Source organism: Donghicola mangrovi (genome assembly GCF_013377535.1).
GTDB lineage: Bacteria > Pseudomonadota > Alphaproteobacteria > Rhodobacterales > Rhodobacteraceae > Donghicola > Donghicola mangrovi.
On record NZ_JABCJE010000011.1, the window covers coordinates 54,519 to 74,782 of the forward strand.

Here is a 20,264-nt window from a genome sequence, read left to right on the forward strand (position 1 = left end):
CCCATTCGACAGTTCGAGTGGGCCGAGCATGAATATTTTCCTTGGTGATCTGCAGATCGATCCGGCAGCGATGGGTAAGGTTCTTGGAACCGTGGCCGAGCGCGCCGACTTGTGCGTCAAAGTTCTGGACCGCGAAGGGGTGATCCGCGCGGTCAACGACCGTGGTTTGGCCTTGCTGCAAGTCCAGAAAGAACAGTTCTGCGGCCGTGTCTGGACCGACCTGTGGGACGGCACCGGCCAAGAGCGTGCTCTGGATGCCATTTCACAGGGTTTCTCGGGGAATCGCGCGTCCTTTTCCGGCACTTTCCGGACCGGTGACGGCATCCTGCGTACTTGGGTAGTCGAAGTGGTGCCGCTGGATCATTCCGGCCCCGATGTGGCGTCGCTACTGGTGATCTCGGCGGATGTGACGGCCCGCGCCATTCCGGTGGATCAGGATCTGTCCAAGAAAGACGCGATCGAGGCCCTGATCGCTGCCAACAAATCCATGCTGCACAACCTGAACAACGTGGTCAGTTCGACCGCCGGTGCGGCGCGCATTCTGTCGCGCAATCCGAACGCGGACAGGATCGACCAGTTGTCCAAGCATCTGCACGATTGCAGCGTCCGCTGCCACGAGGCTATCGGCAACCTTCAGAGCGCGCTGGACGCTCTGGAAGGGAACACCAACACCTCGAACTAAGGGGCAGGGCAGGGGCGATTACGCCCCCGCCAAAGTCTCTTCGACCAGTTCCACGAAATCGCTATAGCTGTCGAACCGTGCGGTCTGCGGAATGCTGGCCACGTCGGTCTTGTGATAGCCTTGGGTGAATAGCAGGAACGGAACGCCCGCGTTTTGAGCGGTTTCTGCGTCCACTTCGCTGTCGCCCACATACACCACCGGACCGTTGCCAAGCTGATCCAATGCGGCGTGCAGCATGGCCGGATCGGGCTTGTGCACGGGCAGGCTGTCGCCGCCGATGACCACGTCGAACAGGCGGGTCATGTCCAGATGGGCCAGAACCGATTGGGTCGGCTTGAAGGGTTTGTTGGTGCAAATGCCCAGACGGTGCCCCTTGGCCTTCAGCGCCTCGAGCGCGGGGATGGCGCCTGCGTAAATCTCGGTCAGTTCGACCGCGCTGACATACCCGATTTTAAAGGCCGTCAGCAGACGGTCCTGTTCGCTGTCGGGAATGTCCCGCGCTGCCCGCATTCGCGCCACAAAGGTGGGCGCCCCATTGCCGATGAACTTGCGGGTCTGTTCCAAGGTGATGGGCTGCTGCCCCTCGGCCCCCAGAACGCCGTTGGCCACAGCCTGAATGTCCGGGGCGCTGTCGATCAGCGTCCCGTCCAGATCAAAGACGATGCGCGCCATATCAGAAAGCGCTTTGCGCTGCCGCGCGGATGTTGCGGATGTTTTCGCCGTAAACCTCGGGGTTGCTGACCGAACCGCCACGGAACACCGCAGAGCCCGCCACCAGAACGTCCGCGCCAGCACCGGCAACCAAAGGCGCGGTGGTCGGATCAACGCCGCCGTCAATCTCGATATGGACGGGACGGTCGCCGATCATCTCGCGCAGTTTGCGGATCTTCGAGGTCATGTCGATGAACTTCTGCCCGCCAAAGCCAGGGTTCACGGTCATCACGCAGACCAGATCGGTCAGGTCCAACAGGTGCTCGATCGCATCCGCAGGGGTGCCGGGGTTCAGTGCCACGCCCGCTTTCATGCCTGCGCCGCGGATCGCTTGCAGGGTGCGGTGGATGTGAGGGCCTGCCTCGATATGGGCGGTCAGATAGTCGGCACCGGCATCCGCATAGGCGTCGATATAGGCGTCAACGGGGCTGATCATCAGGTGCACGTCCATCACGGTTTTCACATGGGGACGGAAGGCTTTGACGGCGGGCGGGCCAAAGGTCAGGTTCGGCACAAAGTGGCCGTCCATAACGTCCACATGCACCCAGTCGGCGCCTTGCGCCTCGATGGCCTGAATTTCCTGCCCGAAATTGGCGAAATCCGCCGACAGGATCGACGGTGCGATCTTGATAGACCGGTCAAAGCTCATTTGGCGTCTCCTTGGATGCGCAGGCGGTGCTGCGCCAATGCTGTCGCGGACGGGTCTAGCGTATTTGCCAAACCTTCGCAGCGGCAAAATTGCGTTCTGATTGGCAAGCGGGGCTAAATGGTGTGCTTAATTTTTGGGCGGCGCCCCCGTGAATGGGGAATTTTTGCGCGTGATTTCATTGAGGTGTCATCCCCCGCCCTAGATAGTTGCCCATAGGAGGCCCGAATGAAGACCCCGCCACTGATTGTTTTTACCGATTTGGACGGAACGCTGCTGGATCACGCGACCTATGACTGGTCGCCCGCCGCGCCGGTTTTACAAGACCTGATCCAGAACGATATTCCCGTGATCCTGACCAGTTCCAAAACGGCACCGGAAATCGCCGATTTGCGCAGTGCGATGGGGCTCGATGCCTATCCGGCGATTTGCGAGAACGGCGCAGGGGTGATGCCTGCGGGGCAGGGGGCGATGCCCGAGCGCGATGCCTATTGGCGGTTGCGAGAGGCGCTGGATTCCCTGCCGACTGCCCTGCGTGCGCCCTATCGGGGCTTCGGGGATATGGATGTGGAGCATGTGGCCAGCAGCACCGGCCTGCCGCTGGAGGATGCCGCCAAGGCGGCGACCCGCGCCTTTTCCGAACCCGGCCTGTGGTCGGGCGATGATCAGGGACGCGCGGATTTCATCGCGGCGATGGCCGAGCGCGGGGTCCACGCGCGGGATGGCGGACGGTTCCTGACCCTTGGCTGGGGACGCCGCAAATCTGACGCTATGGCCGAGGTTCTGGCCCAATACGGCAATCCCCCCAGCATCGCCCTTGGCGACGCGCCCAACGACATCGAAATGATCGAGGCCGCGACCCAAGGCGTCATCATCCCCAATCCCCATCGCGACCCGCTGCCCCCGCTCAAGGGCGAGGGAGATGGACACATTCTCAGGGAACAAATGCCCGCGCCGAACGGTTGGGCGAATGCGGTCAGCACGCTCATGCGCCGCTATATTTAAGAAAAAGGATCAACACCTTGGCCGATTTCCACCAGAACGGACATATTGCAACACTGCATAACCTGCGTGCCAAAACAGCCGAGGAGATGAGCCACGAGCTGACCACCTTTGCTGAGGATCGCAAGATCACCCTGATCCTGCCCTGCCTCTATTCCGAACTGGAGCTGCCCGCGATCGACCACATCGTCGACGAGCTGTCCCGCATCCCCTATCTGCACCGGATCATCATCGGTCTGGACCGCGCCAACGCCGAGCAATACGCCCACGCGGTCAAGTTCTTCTCGCGCTTGCCGCAGGACCATGTGGTGATCTGGAACGACAGCCCGCGCAATCTGGCCATTGGCGATCGGCTGAAATCCCACGGGCTCTATCCATCCGAACCGGGCAAGGGCAAGAACGTCTGGGGCTGTCTGGGCTACATGATGGCGTGCCGCGATACTTCGGTCATGGCGATCCACGACTGTGACATCGTCACGTACCAGAAGGACATGCTGACCCGTCTGGTCTATCCGGTGGCGAACCCGCGCTTTTCCTATCAGCTGTCCAAGGGCTATTACCCGCGCATCGGGGACGGCAAGATCAACGGCCGTGTGACCCGCCTCTTGGTCAGTCCCCTGCTGATCGCCTTGAAAAAGGTGGTCGGGGACAAGGACTATATCGATTTCCTGCGCAGCTTCCGCTACCCGCTGTCGGGCGAATTCGCGATGCGGACGGCGATGCTGCCCGACCTGCGCATCCCCAGCGACTGGGGTCTGGAAATCGGCGTTCTGTCAGAGGCTTGGCGCAATCTGGCCCCGAAATCGGTCTGTCAGGTGGAAATCAGCGACGCCTATGATCACAAGCATCAGGACCTGTCCCCCGAGGATGCCGCAACCGGCCTGAACCGCATGTCCACCGACATCTGCAAGGCGATCTTCCGCAAGCTGGCCGCCGATGGCACGGTCTTTACGCCCAACGTGTTCCGCACGCTCAAGGCCGTGTATTACAGGACCGCGCTGGATATTCTGGAAAGCTACTACAACGACGCCGAGATGAACGGCCTGATGATCGACCGCCACAAAGAAGAACAGAGCATCGAGCTGTTCGCCGAGAACATCATGAACGCGGGTCATGCCTTTCTTGATAACCCGTTCGAGACACCGTTTATCCCCACGTGGTCGCGGGTTCATGCGGCTGATCCGACCCTGATGGCGGATATGCTGACGGCGGTGAAACAGGACTATGCCGATCTGGCGTAAAGCAAAGGGGCCCCACGCGGGCCCCTTGGTTTATTGGCGGTTGCTGATCCAGCGGCACTGGTATGGCTCCAGCCGGATTTTCGCGCCGTGGGGGTGGATCACATCGCCGGTCAGCAGATCGTACCAATCGTGCCCGTCGATCAGGTTGATGGCCACGGGGTCAATCTCGACCAATTCGTCGCTGACGTTGTGCAGGGCGAATATGGACTGGTCCCGCTCCAGGCTCTGGCGCCAGATGCCGAAAATCCGGTCGTCCAACTGCAAGGTGAACTGGGTGGCGTTCGGGTGGAAGGCAGGTTGGCGGCCGCGGATCGCGATGCGGCGCTTCATCTCGGTCAAGACGCGGGACTGGGTGCTTTGCGGGTCCATCAGGGCGGCGTTCAGCGCAGGGTAATCCCAGCGATGACGGTTGATCGCACGGTTCACGCCGGTCTTTTCCACGCCCGCCAGATCGTTCGCGGTGGCCAGCAGCACGTGGATGTAGAAGGCAGGAATGCCCTCCAGCGCCATGACGATGCTCTGGGCCGCAAGGAAGCGGTCGATCTGTAGATCATCCTCGCCCTTCATCGTGCCCTTCAGCGCATCAAAGAAGGTGATGTTCAGCTCATAGGGGCTCTGGCTACCGTCGGGCAGGCTGCGCATGGAGACAAGGCCACCGTGGGCCTTGACCCGATCAATCACTTGCTCGGTCTCGGTAGGGGGCAGGATGCCTTCGGCGGGGCGCATCCCGATCCCGTCATGACTGGCCGAGAAGTTCAGATAGGCGCATCCCATCTGCGCAGGCGGCATGGTCGCCTGCCAGCGGTTCAAATATCGCGCTGACCCCGACAGCATCGCGTGCAGCAGCAGCGGAGGGAGCGAGAAGTTATAGACCGCGTGCGCCTCGTTCCGGTTGCCGAAATAGGACAGGTTTTCCGCGTTGGGCACGTTGGTTTCGGTCAGCAGGATCACAGGCTCCTGCGCGAAATCTGCCAGCAGGCGCATCAGGCGTACGATGGCGTGGGTCTGGGGCATGTGGATCGACTTGGTGCCGATTTCCTTCCAGATAAAGGCGACCGCATCCAGCCGCACAATCCGCACGCCGTTGTCGATATGCAGGCGCGTGACCCGCAGGAATTCCAGCAGAACCTCGGGGTTACGGAAGTCCAGATCGACTTGATCGTGGCTGAAGGTACACCAGACGTGGCGCGTGCCGTTGGCGGTGTGAACCTCGCGCAGTAGGGGGTGGGTGCGGGGGCGGACAACCTCGGACAGGTCATCCTCGGGCGAGGCTTCGAAGAAGAACTTGTCGTAGGGCTCGTGGCCCTGACGGTATTCATTGAACCAAGTGGACTGGCTGCTGACGTGGTTCAGCACCAGATCGGACATCAGCTTGAATTCCTTGGCGATGCGCTGGATGTCGGGCCAATCCCCCAGCGTCGGGTTCACCGCGCGGTAGTCGGTCACCGCGAACCCGTCATCCGAGGTAAAGGGGAAGAACGGCAGGATATGCACCCCGTTCACCACGCCCTTCAATTGGCGGGTCAGGAAATCCCGCAGCAGGTCCAAGGGCTTGTGCTGCCCGTCGCGGATCGAGTTGCCATAGGTGATGACCATGCAGTCGCGCTCGGACCACAGATTGTTCGATGGCGCGCGCGCCCGTTTGCGGCGGGACGTCCCCTCTGGCCAGAAGGCATCCTGCACCGATTGGCTCAGGGCTTTGACGTCGTGGTCGGGATAAATCTGCGCCAACAGATCGTTCAGGCGGATCAGAAAAGGGTCGCGCATAATCAAAATGGCCTTCTTTTTAGGCCAGATTAAGCGCTAGGGGGACGAAGTGAAGGGCAGTTGCCCGCATTTCGCCCCGCAAGAATGCAATCGCCGAATTTGTGTGCGTTCGTTAGGCGTCGGGATTGCAGAACAGCTTGTAAAGCAGGTTGATCATCTGCGAGGTCCGGTCATCGGCCAGACTGTAATAGATGGTCTTGCCGTCACGGCGGGTGGCCACCAGACCCTCTTCGCGCAGGCGCGCCAGCATCTGGCTGACAGCCGCCTGACGCATCTCGAGCCGCTGCTCCAGTTCGCCAACGCTGCATTCCCCCGAACCCAAGTGGCACAGGATCATCAGGCGACCCTCGTGGGCCAAGGTTTTCAGATAAGCCGCGGCAGCTTTTGCACTGGCGGACATTTCTACGGGTTCTGCTTCCAGTTCTTCTAGCTGCACTTTTGCGATTCCGAAGTTGTCATTCGAAACAATATACCCACGTTTTCTGATGGTTTCGAGTGTTTCAACCGGATTAATTATCGCCCGCAATCATATGAAGAAGACCAGCCAATCGGATAGGGTCGGCAAAGAAGGGTGAATGGGAACAATTCATCGCATGCACATCCTCGGCCGGCCAGTTTTCGGTCATGGTGCGCTGGTATTCGGGCGGAATGGTGCGGTCCTGATCGCAGCGGATATAGGATTTCGGGACGGACGCGTAATTGGCACCAATCTCGATCGCGGTCTCCTGCGGCTTGATCGGCTGCTGGCCCAAGCGCGTCTGGGCATAGGACACGGTCTCGGGCGGGCAGTCGTGGTAGAACACGTCGGGCGCCATGGTGGGATCAATGCCAAAGCTGATGCCATCGGGCGCTTTGATCACGGCCTTCATCAGGGGCTGATAGGGGGCCTCGCGGCGCATATCGGCCAGCGTCATCCCGTTGCGGGGCGCATAGGCGCAGACATAGACCAGACGGCGGATGTTGGTCGGGTCCAGTTCGGCAGCGCGGGAAATCGGAAAGCCTGCCATGCTGTGGCCGACCAGAATGGTGGGGCCGGTCATCGCCTTGAGGATGGCTTCGGCGTACATGTCCAGCGTCACATCGGCTAACGGCGTCCCGTCCGAGCCGTGGCTCGGCAGGTCGATGGCGCGGGCCTGATGGCCACGGGCACGCAGGGCAGGGATCAGGTCACGCCAGCACCAAGCGCCGTGACAGGACCCGTGGATCAGGAGAAAGTTGCTCATTTCAGGTGCCCCGTGGCGGTCAGGAAATCGGTCAGGATACGTGCATAGGTTTCGGGCTGGTCCACGCAAGGCAGGTGGCCCGCGCGGCGGATCAAGGTGAACTCTGACCCCGGCACGAGTTCGGTGGTTTCGCGCACCAGATCAGGCGGGGTCGAGGCGTCGTTCACACTGCCAATCCCCAAGGTGGGCAGGCGCAGCCCGCTGGTGGGGGTGTAGAAATCGGTGCCGCGGATCGCCTCCATCGAGGCGATGTATCCCTCGGGGCTGGTGCGGCGCAGGATGTCTGCGATCTGCTGGATGTGGGGCTGGGTCAGGTCCTGACGGGGGAACCAACGCTCTAGCGAAGCCTGCACCATCGCCTCGTGCCCTTGGGTGCGGGCGTCTTCGATCCGCTTCTCCCACAGGCTTTCGTGGCCGATGCGGGCGGCGGTGTTCGAAAGGATCAGCGTACGCACCAGATCAAGCCGTTTGACCGCGATCCCTTGGGCCACCAGCCCGCCGATGGACAATCCGCAAAAGGCAACGTCCTTGACGTTCAGGTGTTCCAGCAGGCGTTCGGCATCGCGGACCATGGCGCCCATGGCATAGGGGCCGGTGGGCACATCGGACTGGCCGTGGCCGCGCAGGTCATATCGGATCACACGCAGGTTCGCAGGCAGCATCGCGCAGACCTGGTCCCAAATGGTCAGATCCAACCCCAAGGCATGAACCAGCACCAACGCTGGCGCGTTTTTCGGGCCCTCGTCGCGGTAGTGGAGCCGCAGGTCAGGCAGAAAGGCAAAAGGCATATTTTTTCTGTATCGTTTTTTGGCGCGCACCCTAGCCCGCGCAGAAGGGGCTGGCAATAACGTCGGAAAGGCTGGGAAGAAACCCGCCGATCAGCCCAGTGTTCCCAGCGCCTGCACAAAGATATCGGGGTCGACATTCCCGCCCGAGACCACAGCAATCACCGCATCCCCTTGGATCTGGTCACCGTGATACAGGGCCGCCGCCAGCGCCACAGCGCCGCCGGGTTCCGATACGATCTTCAGCCGCAAGAACGCCTGCGCCATCGCTTGCAGCGCCTGAGTGTCGCTGACCGCGATGCCCGGTCCGCAAAGGCGCTGCTGGATCGGAAAGGTCAGATCGCCCGGCTGGGGTGTGACGATGGCGTCGCAGATGCTGCCCGAGGGGCGGTCGTTCGACAGGATTTGGCCAGCGGCCAGCGAACGGGTGGTGTCGTCGAACCCTTCGGGCTCCACGGGGCGGGCGCGCAGGGCAGGGGCCTTGGCCTCTAGCGCCAAAGCGATGCCCGATGTCAGGCCACCACCCCCGCAGCAAACCAGCACATCGCCCGAGGTCACGCCCAACTCGGCGGCTTGCTCGGCGATCTCCAGACCCACGGTGCCTTGGCCCGCGATGACCATCGGTTCGTCATAGGGGCGGATCAGGGTCAGGCCACGCTCGGTGCTGACGGCCTGACCGATTTCTTCGCGGCTCTCGCCGCCCGCACGGTCATAGGTGATCACCTCGGCCCCCAAGGCGCGGGTGTTGGCCAGCTTCAGCGCGGGCGCGTCGGCGGGCATGATGATGACCGAGGGCACACCGTGCTGTGCCGCCGCATAGGCCACCCCTTGGGCGTGGTTGCCGCTGGAAAAGGCCAGAATGCCCCGCGCCCGAACTTCGGGCGGCAGGGCAGATACTGCAGACCATGCGCCGCGGAACTTGAACGACCCTGTGTGCTGGAGGCACTCTGGCTTTACCAGCACGCGGCGACCGGCGATCTCGTTCAGGAACGGAGATTCCAGCAGCGGGGTGCGGCGGGCATGGCCCTTCAGGCGTTCGGCAGCGGCGGTAATGGCGGCAAAGTCGGTCATGCGGGGACCTGGACACTCTCTAATACGGCGTTGATCGCCTGTAGGGCTTCGGGTTCGTCCAGAAACGGCACATGTCCGCGGTCGGGAACGGTCACGGCGACCAACCCTTTGTGGCGGCGGGCCATTTCGGCGAGCGTTTCGTCGGACAACAGGTCCGAGTTCGCGCCCCGAATGACTGCCACAGGTTTCCCCTGAAGTGCATCAAAAAACGGCCAAAGATCGGGCATGGCCGCACTTGCACCGTCATCGCTCAGGGTGTGGGCAAGGCGGGGGTCATAGCGGATGGCGATCTTGCTGTCCGCCTGCCGATAAAGGTTCGCCGCATGGGCCCGCCAGCGCGCCATCGGCACCGCGGGGAAGTGGGCATCGCGCGCCATGGCTTGGGCCACCGACTCCAGGTCGGGGTGATCGGGGGTGGTGCCCAGATAGCCCTTGATCCGGTCCAGACCCAACGTGTCGATCACGGGGCCGATGTCGTTCAGGATCACCCCCGCCAGCAGTTCGGGATGCGTCACCGCCAGCCCCATCGCGATCAGGCCCCCCCGAGAGGTTCCGAGGATCACGACCCGTTCCAGCCCCAGATGCTGGCACAGCTCGACCACGTCCAGTGCTTCGCGCGGGATGGAATAGTTGGTGTAGTCGCCGTCCCACTCGGACAGGCCGCGCCCGCGGCTGTCCAGCGTGATGGCCCGCACGCCCTTGAGATGGGGCAGGACGAACTGGAAATCATCGCCGTTGCGGGTCAGTCCGGGCAGGCACAGGACAGGCAGGCCCTGACCCTGATCGGTGAAGTGCAGGCTTAGTCCATCGCTGGTGTCAAAGCGGGGCATCTGATTTCTCCAGTAGCTCGGTGATGATCGTCAGGTCATTCGAAATAAAGCGGGGCCGCCAAGGCATCCGGTCCACCGGAACCCCCATGCGGTTAACCCATAACGTGTTAAATCCGTAACCGGCAGCACCTGCCGCATCCCAACCGTTGGACGAAACGAACAGAACGTCCAGCGGGTTGGTGTCGTAATGGGCGCCGACCAGATCATAGACGGCGTAATCAGGTTTATAGACCCCGGCCTCCTCGACCGAGATCAGGCTGTCCAGCAGATGTGCGATGCCCGCGGAATTCACCGCGTCCTCAAGCATCGGCAGCGATCCGTTCGACAGAATAGCACAGCGCACGCCCATATCATTCAGCGTCTGCAGTAGAGCAGGCACCTCTGGGTAAGCGGGCAGAGTGCGGTACAGATCCAGCAATTGGCTGCGCAGGGCCTCGTCCCCGCTCAGCTTCAGCGCCTCGAGCGACCAGTCCAGACTGTCCTGTGTCACCTGCCAGAAATCGGTATGTGCGCCGGTAATGGCCCGAAGCCACGTGTATTCCAGTTGTTTCGCCCGCCAACGTTCGGCCAGTTGCGGCCAGCTTTGGGCCAGCGCCTGTCCCCCCGTTGTGGACGCAGCCTGCCTTGCGGCGCCTGCCACGTCAAAAAGCGTGCCGTAGGCGTCGAAGATACATGTCCTCAGTGTCATCAAGGTCTCCTCCCCTTGTGGCGCATAGACTGCACAGATTCCCCATAAAATAAAAGCGGTTTGCAATCCGAGGGTTGGATGCCTAAGTTTGTGGCATTCGCACGGAGAACCCGCGAAACGCACCGTGGCCTCCTCTAATTCACCCCTCCGAAGACATATGAAAGCGAGACACGATGACCCTAGCGAAATCGGGCGATACCGTACGTATTCACTATACCGGCACTCTGGATGACGGCAGCCAGTTCGACAGCTCGGCTGGTCGCGATCCGCTGCAGTTCACCCTTGGCAGCGGTCAGGTGATCCCCGGTTTTGACAGCGGCGTCACTGGCATGACAGTCGGCGAGAAGAAGTCGATCACCATCCCCGCCGCCGAAGCCTATGGCGAGCGTCAGGAAGATGCCTGCCAGCCGATCCCCCGCGCGGACATCCCCGCAGATATCCCGCTGGAAGTCGGCCTCGAGCTGCAGATGCAGACCCCCTCGGGTCAGGTTGTGCCCGTGGTTGTGGCCGAGATCACCGAAGAGTCGGTTGTTCTGGACGCCAACCACCCGCTGGCCGGCAAGGACCTGACCTTTGCGCTGGAGCTGGTCGAGATCGTCTGATCCCCGGTCTGGCAAATGTTCAGAGGGCGTCCCACGGGGCGCCCTTTTTGTTTGGCCCAACGAAAAACGCGCACCCGTGGGGATGCGCGTTTCACTAATCCGATGTCGGCCTGATCACAGGTTGTCGGGCTGCGGCATCCCCAGAACGTGGAAGCCGCCGTCAACGGTGATGATCTCGCCGCTGGTGCACGCGCCGTAGTCCGAAGCCAGATAGACAGCAGTGCCGCCCACAGCTTCGAGCGTGGCGTTGTCCCCGAGGGGGGCGTTCGCGCCGGTATGCTTGAAGGTCTTGCGGGCACCGCCGATAGCTGCGCCTGCCAGCGTCTTCATCGGGCCGGGAGAGATCGCGTTCACGCGGATGCCCTGCGGGCCCAGATCGTTCGCCAGATAGCGGGTTGCCGATTCCAGCGCCGCCTTGGCCACACCCATCACGTTGTAATAGGGGGTCACGCGGTTCGAGCCCTGATAGGTCAGGGTCAGCAGAGTGCCGCCGTTGGGCATCATCTCGGACGCGCGGCGCGCCACGTCGATGAAGCTGAAGCACGAGATATCCAGCGAGTTTTTGAAGTTCGCACGGCTGGTGTTGATGAACCGGCCGGTCAGCTCGTTCTTGTCCGAATAGGCGATAGCGTGGACCAGAAAGTCGATGCTGTCCCAACGTTCCTTGAGCGCGGCGAAACCGGCATCAAGGGATTCATCGCTGGTGACATCCATATCGACCAGCAAGTCGGACCCGACACTGGCGGCAAGGGGTTCGACACGCTTGCCGAACGCTTCGCCCTGATACGAGAACGCCAGTTCCGCGCCCTCTGCGGCCATCGCGCTGGCGATGCCCCACGCGATCGAACGGTCATTGGCGACGCCCATGACCAGACCGCGTTTGCCCTTCATCAAATCAGCCATTCTTCAAATCACCCGAGATATTTGCTCAGCAGCATGGACCCGTTGGTCCCGCCAAAGCCGAAAGAGTTGGTCATCACGGTATCCAGTCCGGCGTTGTCCACGCGGGTGGTCGCGATTTCGTTGGCGTTCAGCGCGGGGTCCAGATCGATCACGTTGATCGACGGTGCGATGAAGTCGTTTTCCAGCATCAGAAGGCAGTAGATCGCTTCTTGTGCGCCGGTTGCGCCCTGGCTGTGGCCGGTCATCGACTTGGTCGACGAGATCAGCGGGGTCGAACCTTCGCCAAAGACACGGCGCACGGCCTGCACTTCGCCCACATCGCCGACGGGGGTCGAGGTGCCGTGGGCGTTGATGTAGCCAACCTTGCGATCGGGGTTCAGGCCCTGCAGAGCCAGACGCATGGCGCGCTCGCCGCCCTCGCCCGAGGGGGCAACCATGTCGTGACCGTCCGAGGTGGCCGCATAGCCGGTGACTTCGGCGTAGATTTTCGCGCCGCGGGCCAGAGCGTGCTCCAGCTCCTCGAGGACAACGATACCGCCGCCACCCGAGATCACAAAACCATCGCGGTTCGCATCGAATGCGCGGCTGGCCAGTTCGGGGGTGTCGTTGAATTTGGACGACATCGCACCCATCGCGTCAAAGAGGCACGACAGGGTCCAGTCCAGTTCCTCGCCGCCGCCAGCGAACATCACGTCCTGCTTGCCCATCATGATCTGCTCGGCTGCGTTGCCGATGCAGTGCAGAGAGGTCGAGCACGCCGAGGTGATCGAGTAGTTGATGCCCTTGATCTTGAACGCGGTCGACAGGTTCGCCGAGATGGTCGAGCTCATGCATTTCGGAACCGCGAAGGGCCCGATCCGCTTGGGCGACATGTTCTTCAGAACGGTCTGGTGGGCCAGCAGCATCGAGCTGGTCGAAGGACCGCCCGAACCGGCAACCAGACCGGTGCGTTCATTCACGATATCGGCTTCGGTCAGGCCCGCATCGGCGATCGCCTGTTCCATTGCGATATGGGCATAGGCCGCACCGGGGCCCATGAAGCGCAGGGTGCGCTTGTCCACGTGATCCGCCACGTCCAGCTTGATGTTGCCGGCGATCTGGCTGCGGAAACCGTATTCCTGCATGTCCGCATTGGCGGTGATGCCGGAGGTGCCGGCCTTGAGCGAGGCCAGAACCTCGGTGGCGTTGTTACCAATGGACGAGACGATACCAAGTCCGGTTACGACGACGCGACGCATAGGGAAACTCCTTGCAGATGGGCCTTGGTGGATCAGCTCTCGGAGAGAGCGACCTTCATGTCCTTGACCTGATAGATGACTTCGCCATCGGCTTCGACGATACCGTCGGCAACGCCCATGGTCAGGCGGCGGGTTTGCACGGCCTTGGTGAAGTTCACGCGATAGGTCAGCATTTTGCGGTCGGGGCGGACCATGCCGGTCAGCTTGACCTCGCCGACACCCAGCGCATAGCCGCGACCCAGCCAGCCACGCCAGCCCAGGTTAAAGCCGGTCAGCTGCCACAGGCCGTCCAGACCCAGACAGCCGGGCATGATCGGGTTGCCGGGGAAGTGGCAGTCAAAGAACCACAGATCAGGGGTAATATCGAATTCGGCAATCACGTGGCCTTTGCCATGCTCGCCGCCGTCTGCCGAAATCTCGGTGATCCGGTCCATCATCAGCATCGGCGGTGCGGGCAGCTGTGCGTTGCCGGGTCCGAACAGTTCACCTCGTGCACATTTCAGCAGCTCTTCCTTGTCGAAGCTGGTGGGATAATCGGCCATCGAGGCGGCTCCTTGCTTTGATTGACGGTATTCTTACGTTTCGCACCCCTTAGCACCCGCGCACAAAGGGTGGCAAGTGATTGACGACGATCCGCCGCGTTATACGTCCCTTTGATCATCGGTTTCGGGGGGCGTTGAAAATGTGTATGAAAGCGTCCTATATTCCCCTTAACCCAAAGGGACCCAAGGTAGCATGACGACCAAAGCAACTGAACGCGGAACCGACTGGCTGGCAACGGCAGGTCTGCGCCCGACGCGCCAGCGTCTGGCCTTGGCCGAACTGCTTGTGGGCGACGGCGAGGACCGGCACGTCACCGCCGAGAGCCTGTTTTCCGCAGCCAAAGCCAAGGGTCACAAGGTTTCGCTGGCAACGGTCTATAACACGCTGCGGGCCTTCTGCGATGCGGGCCTGATGCAAGAGGTCACCGTGGACGGGTCGAAAAGCTATTTTGACACCAACACCTATGATCACCCCCATTTCTATTGGGAGGATGAGGGCCGTCTGACCGACGCTCCGTCCGAGGATCTGGAAATCCTGCGCCTGCCGAACGCGCCCGCAGGCACCCAGATTGCCAAGGTCGATGTGGTAATCCGCCTGCGCCGCACCTGATCCGTCAGGGCACATAGGGCAGACAGAAATTCGGGGCCTCGCGGGCCCCGTTTTCGTTTATGCGTCGATCTTGATTTTCAGGTCGTCCAGTGTGGCGATGACCTCTTTGCGGGCGATCTGCCAGCTTTGACCCAGTTGCGCCATGCTGGCCGAGATGTCGTAATCCGGGTCCGTTTTCAGGCCCGTCTGCGCGGCGGCCAGATCGTGGTGGAAATCGCTGAGACCAAAGCTGCCTGCGGACCCTGCGGTCTTGTGAACCATCGAGGTGATCTCGACGCGGTGGTCTTCGTCGTGGGGCATGTCAGCCAGCGCGGCGATCACGCTGTCGGTCTCGGTCAGGAAGCGGCCCACCAGTCCGGCCAGATCCTCGGCGGGCAGGTCGCGGGCCAGAGAGCGGATCACGTTCTCTTCATAGCCTTCGTCCAGACCATCGTCGTCATCCTCGTCCATGTCATCCTCACCGATCCATTGGTTCAGAACACGGAAGAGGTCGCCGCGAATGACGGGCTTGTTCAGGACGGCGTTCATGCCCGCGTCGACAAAGGTGCTGACTTCCTCGGGCAGGGCGTGGGCGGTGACCGCGATGATCGGGGTCATGTTGTTGGGGCCTTCGCCCGCGCGGATGTGGCGGGTGGCGGTGATGCCGTCCATGCCGGGCATACTGATGTCCATCAGGATCGCATCGAACCGCTCAAGGCTGGTTTTCTCGACCGCCTGCATGCCGTCATGGGCCTCGGCTACGATGTGGCCTTGGGATTCCAGCATCTCGCGCAGGACGCGGCGGTTGATCTCGTTGTCCTCGACCATCAAGAGGTTGGCGCCGCGGGGCAGGGTGGCCAGCGCGGGGAACATCTCGTTGTCGTCTTTTTGCTGGGTGATCACGACGGGCAGGCGGACCCAGAACAGGCTGCCTTCGTCCAATTCGCTCTCGACCCCGATCTGACCGCCCATCATACGCACCAGTCGGCGCACGATGCCAAGGCCCAGACCCGACCCTTCGTTGATGCGGTCGTAGTTGTTGTCCACGGTCTCGAAGTCGTCGAACACGCGGTCCAGATCGGTCTCGGGGATGCCGCAGCCGGTGTCCAGAACGCGCAGCTCCAGCTCGTAGCGGCCGTCCACGGTCAGGGGCTCCAGAATCTCGGCCTCGACGGTGATCTCGCCGTTGCGGGTGAACTTGATCGCGTTGTTCACAAGGTTCAGCAGGATCTGGCGCAGGCGGGCACGGTCGGACAGAACGCCCGACACCGGATCGCCGACCCATTCGTAGTTCAGGTAGTTCTCGTTCTTGCGGGCCAGCGCCATCTGCGAGGCCAGAACCTCTTGGACCAGACGGGCGGGATCGAAGCTGGAGTTGTTCAGGACATCGACCGCGGTATCCAGCTTGGTCAGGTCCAGAACGTTGTTGATCAGGTCCATCAGGACGCGGCCCGAGAACTCCATATTCTCGATGTAGAAGTTCTGTTTGTCGTCGGTCTTGGACTGGCGCATCAGGTCCAGCATCCCCAGAAGGCCGTTCAAGGGGGTGCGCATCTCGTGGCTCATGATGGCGAGGAAGCGGGACTTGGTCCGCTCGCCGGCCAATGCGCGGTCGCGGGCCTCGACCAAATCACGCTCGGCGCGCTTGCGGTCCGAGATGTCGCGCACAAAGCTGACGAACAGGATGCCTTCGTTGGTTTCGACCTGCTCGATCGACAGTTCCACGGGGAAGACGGCGCCATTCTTGCGCAGGGCCTCGATCTCGATCCGGCCACGACCAACTAGACGCTTTTCACCGCGCTCGCGCATCCGCTGCATGCCGATGTCATGGGCGCGCTTGTATTCGTCGGGGATGATCAGATCGGCAAGGTTCTGGCCGGTGGCCTCTTGCTGGGTGTAGCCAAAGACCTTTTCGGCGGCGCCGTTGAATTCCTCGATGATGCCGTCCGCGTCCACCACCAGAACCGCATCCAGCGAGGTGTTCACGATGGTCTTCATGCGGGCGGCCAGCAGGCGTTGTTCCAGCGCGATGCGTTCGTTGATGCTGGACATCCGGAACAGGATGAAAATCACCACGATGAGGGCGATCATCATCCCGATGGTCATCGCCCCCAAGAGCTGCATGGTGCTTAGAACGGATTCGCGGGCCTGGTTCGAGACAGCCACAAAGTTCTGAAGGTTCTCGAGCGAGGCTTTGCGGACATCGGCGGCGATCCGGTCATTGGCTGCGGACAGCTGCGGCAAGCCCGCCTGAAGGCCGATGTCGTTGGCGTCGATGTAGATGATCGCGGCGTCCAGTTCCTTGCGGATACCGGCAAAGATCGCGCGGGTGCCTTCGCCGCCCTCGTAGTTGCGAAGACCAGCCAGATTGCTAACCGTGTCCACGCGGCTGTAAAAGATGTCGAACTTCTGGCGCAGCTCTCGCAGACGGGCAGGGTCGTCGGGCTGCGCCACGGCATCCCCGATCGCCAACGAGAATTTTAGATATTCGACCTCGAGCTGCGAAAGGGTCCAGATCACGCTGTCAGAGCTGGCGGTTTGCAGCTCTTGTTGTTTCTGGAACACTTTCAGGGTCATCGTCGACACGGACAAAAGAGCCATCGCAATAAAAACCACGAGCGCGACCATGCGTAGGCCGCGCCCCTTGGGCTTGATAGAGCTGGTGGTCTCTGGTCCTGCCAAAGCTGTACCCTCGGCTTAGTTCGCGACCTCGATGGATCTAAGCTGCCAGATGCTGTTCGAGAAAATCAGTTCGTTCTGGAACTTCTGGTCCAGATCGTACGGATATACCAGCCACAGCGGGCCTTTGGTGCGCACGGACATTTCTTCGCCGTTCAGCTTGGTCGCGATGACGGGGCCGGGGAAGTCGTCGGTGCCCGCATCCATCTGGATGGTATAGTCGTTCAGGGCGGTCGCGCTCATCTTGGTCGAGCCTGCGCCAACGGCCTTGAGCACGGTCAGCAGGGTCGGGCCGCTAAAGGCGGTTTTGCCTTCGGTCCAGTTGGTGGTGGTTTCAAAGTTCTGGACCCCCAGAGCCTCGAGCATGGCGATGTCAAAGTCCGCCTGATCACCGTTGTTTTTCTCGGTGATGTTGCCGGTGATGGTCAGAACGACCTCGCCGGTGGGCGCATCCAGCGCACTGGCCAGCGCAGGCGCCAGACAAAGTGCTGCGATTGCACCGGTTTTTCCAACGATACCCCAGAAGTTCATGAGCGGGTCCCCCACATATTTGTTCTCGAAAATTGAATATCACGCGGCCCTATGAGCGGGCACCTGATCAATGGGGGGTCTCTTACGTCCTAAAGGTTGTATTGAGGTCAGAACCACTGCCCTGGTTCCATCAGGCCCAGGTCCATGAGTTGCGCCGAATCCCACTCGAATTTTGTCGAGGCGTGCCACATAAAAGTGTTGATATTGAAGGAGCTACCGGGATTTCGCCGCAACGCTTTTGCCGCGCGGAACGAGGCCACGGCGGCGGTCAGGTTGTGGTGCCACGGACAGGCATAGGTATTGTACTCTTCGACGGTAAATGTGTGATCGCCCATTAAACGGGCATCGGGGTTGGCCCGGAAAATAGAGATTCGGTCGATCTTGCGGCGGGGCTTGGGGACGTATTCCTCGAACCGCCAGCGCAGCCCGCCAAAGAAATCGAGCTGCCGTTCCTTTGGGTGGCGGTTGGCATCGGGGCGCCCCAGCGCGAAATAGCCAGAGCGGTCCAGATAGGCTTCGTTCAGGTCCACGGCGTCGGGGTGGTCGGTCAGGTCGCGCGCATAAAGGTCCACCGCATAGGTCAGCATTGCATCGCGGCGTTCCTCGGTGTGGAAGGTGACCATCTCGCCGATGGTGCGGGTCTCGCAGAACGGGAAGAACAGGTATTCGGCGTTGTAGCAGTAATAGATCCACTGGCCGACCATGACGTCCGACACCGCATTCACCGCTTGGGGCAGGGCGTTATCGGGCAGCAGATCATAGCTGACGAAATGCACACGGGCCGCGCTGGGGCCTTGGGTGATGTCCTGATCGATCTCGATCGTGGGGCCCCCGAAAACGACCACATTGCGGAAGCCGATTTTCAGGTGGTGCAGGATGGTCGAGTCCACCTCGACCGGATCTTCGGCAAAAATCAGTGCCACGGGGCCCTTGGCAAATACGGGCTGCCCGCGTTTCAAAAACTCGTTCAAATTCGCGTAGTTCATCATCCAGCCTTCCGATGTGACCGGCCCCACGTTGGGTCATTCCGCCTGCCATTGCAAGATAGGCCCCGAGGCGATACAAGCTGCGCTCAAATTTCCCCATCCACAATCGGAAGCGCGCCATGGCCGAGCCTAAGAAGCTGTACATCAAAACCTATGGCTGTCAGATGAACGTCTATGACAGCGAGCGGATGGCCGAGGTCATGGACGGCTACGTCAAGACCGAGAACCCCGAAGAAGCGGACATGATCCTGCTGAACACCTGTCACATCCGTGAAAAGGCAGCAGAGAAGGTCTATTCGGAACTGGGCCGCTTCAAGCCGCTGAAGGCCGCGAAACCCGATCTGCGGATTGGTGTCGCGGGCTGTGTCGCTCAGGCCGAGGGCGAGGAAATCATGCGCCGCCAGCCGATGGTGGATCTGGTGGTCGGCCCCCAAAGCTATCACCGTCTGCCCGAGCTGGAGGCAAAGTCCCGTGCGGGCGAGAAGCCGATCGACATCGACTTCCCCGATGAGGACAAGTTCGAAAAGCTGAAAGGCCGCCCCAAGGCGTCCCGCGGTCCGACCGCGTTCCTGTCGGTGCAGGAAGGCTGCGACAAGTTCTGCGCCTTCTGCGTGGTGCCCTATACCCGCGGTGCCGAGGTCTCGCGCCCCGTCGAGCAGGTCCTGCGCGAGGCGAACGATCTGGTTGAACGCGGCGTGCGCGAGATCACACTCTTGGGTCAGAACGTGAATGCCTATCACGGCGAGGGCGTCGGCGGCACGTGGTCCTTGGCCAAGCTGATCTGGGAACTGGACAAGATCGACGGGCTGGAGCGCATCCGCTTTACCACCAGCCACCCCAACGACATGACCGACGACCTGATCGAGGCGCACGGCACCTGTTCCAAGCTGATGCCCTATTTGCACCTGCCTGTGCAGTCGGGCTCGGACCGCATCCTGAAACGGATGAACCGCAGCCACACCGCCGAGGAATACCTGCGCCTGATCGAGCGTATCCGCGAGGCCCGTCCCGATATTCTGATGTCCGGCGATTTCATTGTCGGTTTCCCCGAAGAAACCGAAGAGGATTTCCAGGCAACAATGGATCTGCTGCATGCCGTAAAATACGGCTATGCCTATTCCTTTAAATATTCGACCCGCCCGGGCACGCCGGCGGCCGAACGCCCGCAGGTGGACGAGGATGTGTCCTCGGACCGCCTTGCACGACTGCAGGCTCTGATCACCCAGCACCAGCGCGAAGTGCAAGATTCGATGGTCGGTCGCAAGGTAAACGTGCTTTTTGAAAAGGCCGGCCGACTGGAAGGTCAGATGGTAGGTAAATCAGAATACCTCCATGCGGTGCACGTCCAGGCGGACGGCTTGACGACCGGTGATCTGCGCGAGGTGGAAATCACTGAAAGTGGGCCCAATTCCCTGCGCGGCCGCCTCGTCTGATTCGGTCTTTAGACCTCTCGAACAGTTGACTGTCCCGTTATTCTCATCATTATGAGGGTAACGGGCTTATTGTTTTCATTTGGTCGAGTGTTCTGTTTCCTTAGCCGGAATTAAA

21 protein-coding genes are annotated in these 20,264 nt (G+C 61.3%); 6 read left to right on the forward strand and 15 right to left on the reverse strand.

Features of this window, described 5'->3' with window-relative positions:
• Positions 1 to 28 precede the first annotated feature (28 nt).
• The gene (locus tag HJ536_RS17085; protein ID WP_177158663.1) at positions 29 to 682 is read left to right on the forward strand and encodes a PAS domain-containing protein; all 654 of its coding nucleotides are present in this window, start codon (positions 29 to 31) and stop codon (positions 680 to 682) included.
• Between the two features lie 18 nt (positions 683 to 700).
• Here HJ536_RS17085 and gph read toward each other — a convergent pair whose 3' ends face one another.
• Complete coding sequence (gph, locus tag HJ536_RS17090; protein ID WP_177158664.1) at positions 701 to 1,354, reverse strand: phosphoglycolate phosphatase; 654 nt, start codon at positions 1,352 to 1,354, stop codon at positions 701 to 703.
• A 1-nt stretch (position 1,355) separates the two neighbouring features.
• Complete coding sequence (rpe, locus tag HJ536_RS17095) at positions 1,356 to 2,042, reverse strand: ribulose-phosphate 3-epimerase (protein WP_177158665.1); 687 nt, start codon at positions 2,040 to 2,042, stop codon at positions 1,356 to 1,358.
• A 225-nt stretch (positions 2,043 to 2,267) separates the two neighbouring features.
• Here rpe and HJ536_RS17100 point away from each other — a divergent pair, with 225 nt between their 5' ends.
• Together HJ536_RS17100 and HJ536_RS17105 are read left to right on the forward strand one after the other, a co-directional pair.
• Positions 2,268 to 3,044, forward strand: coding sequence for an HAD-IIB family hydrolase (locus HJ536_RS17100; RefSeq protein ID WP_177158666.1), 777 nt, complete (start codon positions 2,268 to 2,270; stop codon positions 3,042 to 3,044).
• 17 nt (positions 3,045 to 3,061) lie between these two features.
• Positions 3,062 to 4,282, forward strand: a complete 1,221-nt coding sequence (locus tag HJ536_RS17105) for a glycosyltransferase family protein (protein ID WP_176855905.1) — start codon at positions 3,062 to 3,064, stop codon at positions 4,280 to 4,282.
• A 30-nt stretch (positions 4,283 to 4,312) separates the two neighbouring features.
• On the opposite strand, the gene HJ536_RS17110 is transcribed toward HJ536_RS17105, so the two are convergent.
• The 7 genes from HJ536_RS17110 to HJ536_RS17140 all read right to left on the reverse strand — a co-directional run bounded on the left by HJ536_RS17110 (position 4,313) and on the right by HJ536_RS17140 (position 10,646).
• Positions 4,313 to 6,049 (reverse strand): sugar phosphorylase, encoded by a 1,737-nt coding sequence (locus HJ536_RS17110; RefSeq protein WP_177158667.1) that lies wholly within the window; start codon positions 6,047 to 6,049, stop codon positions 4,313 to 4,315.
• A 112-nt stretch (positions 6,050 to 6,161) separates the two neighbouring features.
• Positions 6,162 to 6,449 carry an ArsR/SmtB family transcription factor gene (locus tag HJ536_RS17115; protein WP_176855960.1) on the reverse strand — a complete coding sequence of 96 codons (288 nt, stop codon included), beginning with the start codon at positions 6,447 to 6,449 and terminating at the stop codon, positions 6,162 to 6,164.
• A gap of 109 nt (positions 6,450 to 6,558) precedes the next feature.
• Positions 6,559 to 7,272, reverse strand: a complete 714-nt coding sequence (locus HJ536_RS17120) for an alpha/beta fold hydrolase (RefSeq protein WP_177158668.1) — start codon at positions 7,270 to 7,272, stop codon at positions 6,559 to 6,561.
• Complete coding sequence (gene pcaD / locus HJ536_RS17125) at positions 7,269 to 8,060, reverse strand: 3-oxoadipate enol-lactonase (protein ID WP_177158669.1); 792 nt, start codon at positions 8,058 to 8,060, stop codon at positions 7,269 to 7,271. Before pcaD ends, HJ536_RS17120 begins: the two co-directional genes overlap by 4 nt.
• A 90-nt stretch (positions 8,061 to 8,150) precedes the next feature.
• Positions 8,151 to 9,128 carry a threonine ammonia-lyase gene (locus tag HJ536_RS17130; protein WP_177158670.1) on the reverse strand — a complete coding sequence of 326 codons (978 nt, stop codon included), beginning with the start codon at positions 9,126 to 9,128 and terminating at the stop codon, positions 8,151 to 8,153.
• Complete coding sequence (locus HJ536_RS17135; protein WP_177158671.1) at positions 9,125 to 9,958, reverse strand: alpha/beta fold hydrolase; 834 nt, start codon at positions 9,956 to 9,958, stop codon at positions 9,125 to 9,127. The genes HJ536_RS17130 and HJ536_RS17135 overlap by 4 nt, the downstream gene beginning before the upstream one ends.
• On the reverse strand, positions 9,945 to 10,646 hold the full coding sequence (locus HJ536_RS17140; protein WP_177158672.1) for a haloacid dehalogenase type II: 702 nt from the start codon (positions 10,644 to 10,646) through the stop codon (positions 9,945 to 9,947). The genes HJ536_RS17135 and HJ536_RS17140 overlap by 14 nt, the downstream gene beginning before the upstream one ends.
• Before the next feature lie 173 nt (positions 10,647 to 10,819).
• On the opposite strand from HJ536_RS17140, the gene HJ536_RS17145 reads away from it, so the two are divergent.
• The gene (locus HJ536_RS17145) at positions 10,820 to 11,248 is read left to right on the forward strand and encodes an FKBP-type peptidyl-prolyl cis-trans isomerase (protein WP_176855912.1); all 429 of its coding nucleotides are present in this window, start codon (positions 10,820 to 10,822) and stop codon (positions 11,246 to 11,248) included.
• Between the two features lie 114 nt (positions 11,249 to 11,362).
• Here the strand turns inward: HJ536_RS17145 and HJ536_RS17150 are convergent, their stop codons facing one another.
• Genes HJ536_RS17150 through fabA form a run of 3 tightly spaced genes read right to left on the reverse strand, consistent with a single transcriptional unit; the run spans position 11,363 to position 13,931 of the window.
• Entirely contained in the window at positions 11,363 to 12,151 is a 789-nt protein-coding gene (locus tag HJ536_RS17150) for an enoyl-ACP reductase FabI (RefSeq protein ID WP_176855913.1), read from the reverse strand.
• An 8-nt stretch (positions 12,152 to 12,159) separates the two neighbouring features.
• A complete protein-coding gene (gene fabB, locus HJ536_RS17155) occupies positions 12,160 to 13,389 on the reverse strand; it encodes a beta-ketoacyl-ACP synthase I (RefSeq protein WP_176855914.1) in 1,230 nt (409 codons plus the stop codon).
• A 32-nt stretch (positions 13,390 to 13,421) separates the two neighbouring features.
• A complete protein-coding gene (gene fabA, locus HJ536_RS17160) occupies positions 13,422 to 13,931 on the reverse strand; it encodes a bifunctional 3-hydroxydecanoyl-ACP dehydratase/trans-2-decenoyl-ACP isomerase (RefSeq protein ID WP_176855915.1) in 510 nt (169 codons plus the stop codon).
• 193 nt (positions 13,932 to 14,124) lie between these two features.
• Here fabA and irrA point away from each other — a divergent pair, with 193 nt between their 5' ends.
• A complete protein-coding gene (gene irrA / locus HJ536_RS17165) occupies positions 14,125 to 14,541 on the forward strand; it encodes an iron response transcriptional regulator IrrA (RefSeq protein ID WP_176855916.1) in 417 nt (138 codons plus the stop codon).
• Between the two features lie 57 nt (positions 14,542 to 14,598).
• On the opposite strand, the gene HJ536_RS17170 is transcribed toward irrA, so the two are convergent.
• From HJ536_RS17170 to HJ536_RS17180, 3 genes are all read right to left on the reverse strand, one after another.
• Entirely contained in the window at positions 14,599 to 17,202 is a 2,604-nt protein-coding gene (locus HJ536_RS17170) for a hybrid sensor histidine kinase/response regulator (RefSeq protein ID WP_177158673.1), read from the reverse strand.
• Between the two features lie 15 nt (positions 17,203 to 17,217).
• Positions 17,218 to 17,730 carry a putative pterin-binding protein gene (locus tag HJ536_RS17175; RefSeq protein ID WP_228028545.1) on the reverse strand — a complete coding sequence of 171 codons (513 nt, stop codon included), beginning with the start codon at positions 17,728 to 17,730 and terminating at the stop codon, positions 17,218 to 17,220.
• 107 nt (positions 17,731 to 17,837) lie between these two features.
• A complete protein-coding gene (locus HJ536_RS17180; protein WP_177158674.1) occupies positions 17,838 to 18,716 on the reverse strand; it encodes a hypothetical protein in 879 nt (292 codons plus the stop codon).
• Between the two features lie 119 nt (positions 18,717 to 18,835).
• Here HJ536_RS17180 and miaB point away from each other — a divergent pair, with 119 nt between their 5' ends.
• Entirely contained in the window at positions 18,836 to 20,149 is a 1,314-nt protein-coding gene (miaB, locus tag HJ536_RS17185; protein WP_176855919.1) for a tRNA (N6-isopentenyl adenosine(37)-C2)-methylthiotransferase MiaB, read from the forward strand.
• The last annotated feature ends 115 nt before the right edge of the window (positions 20,150 to 20,264 follow it).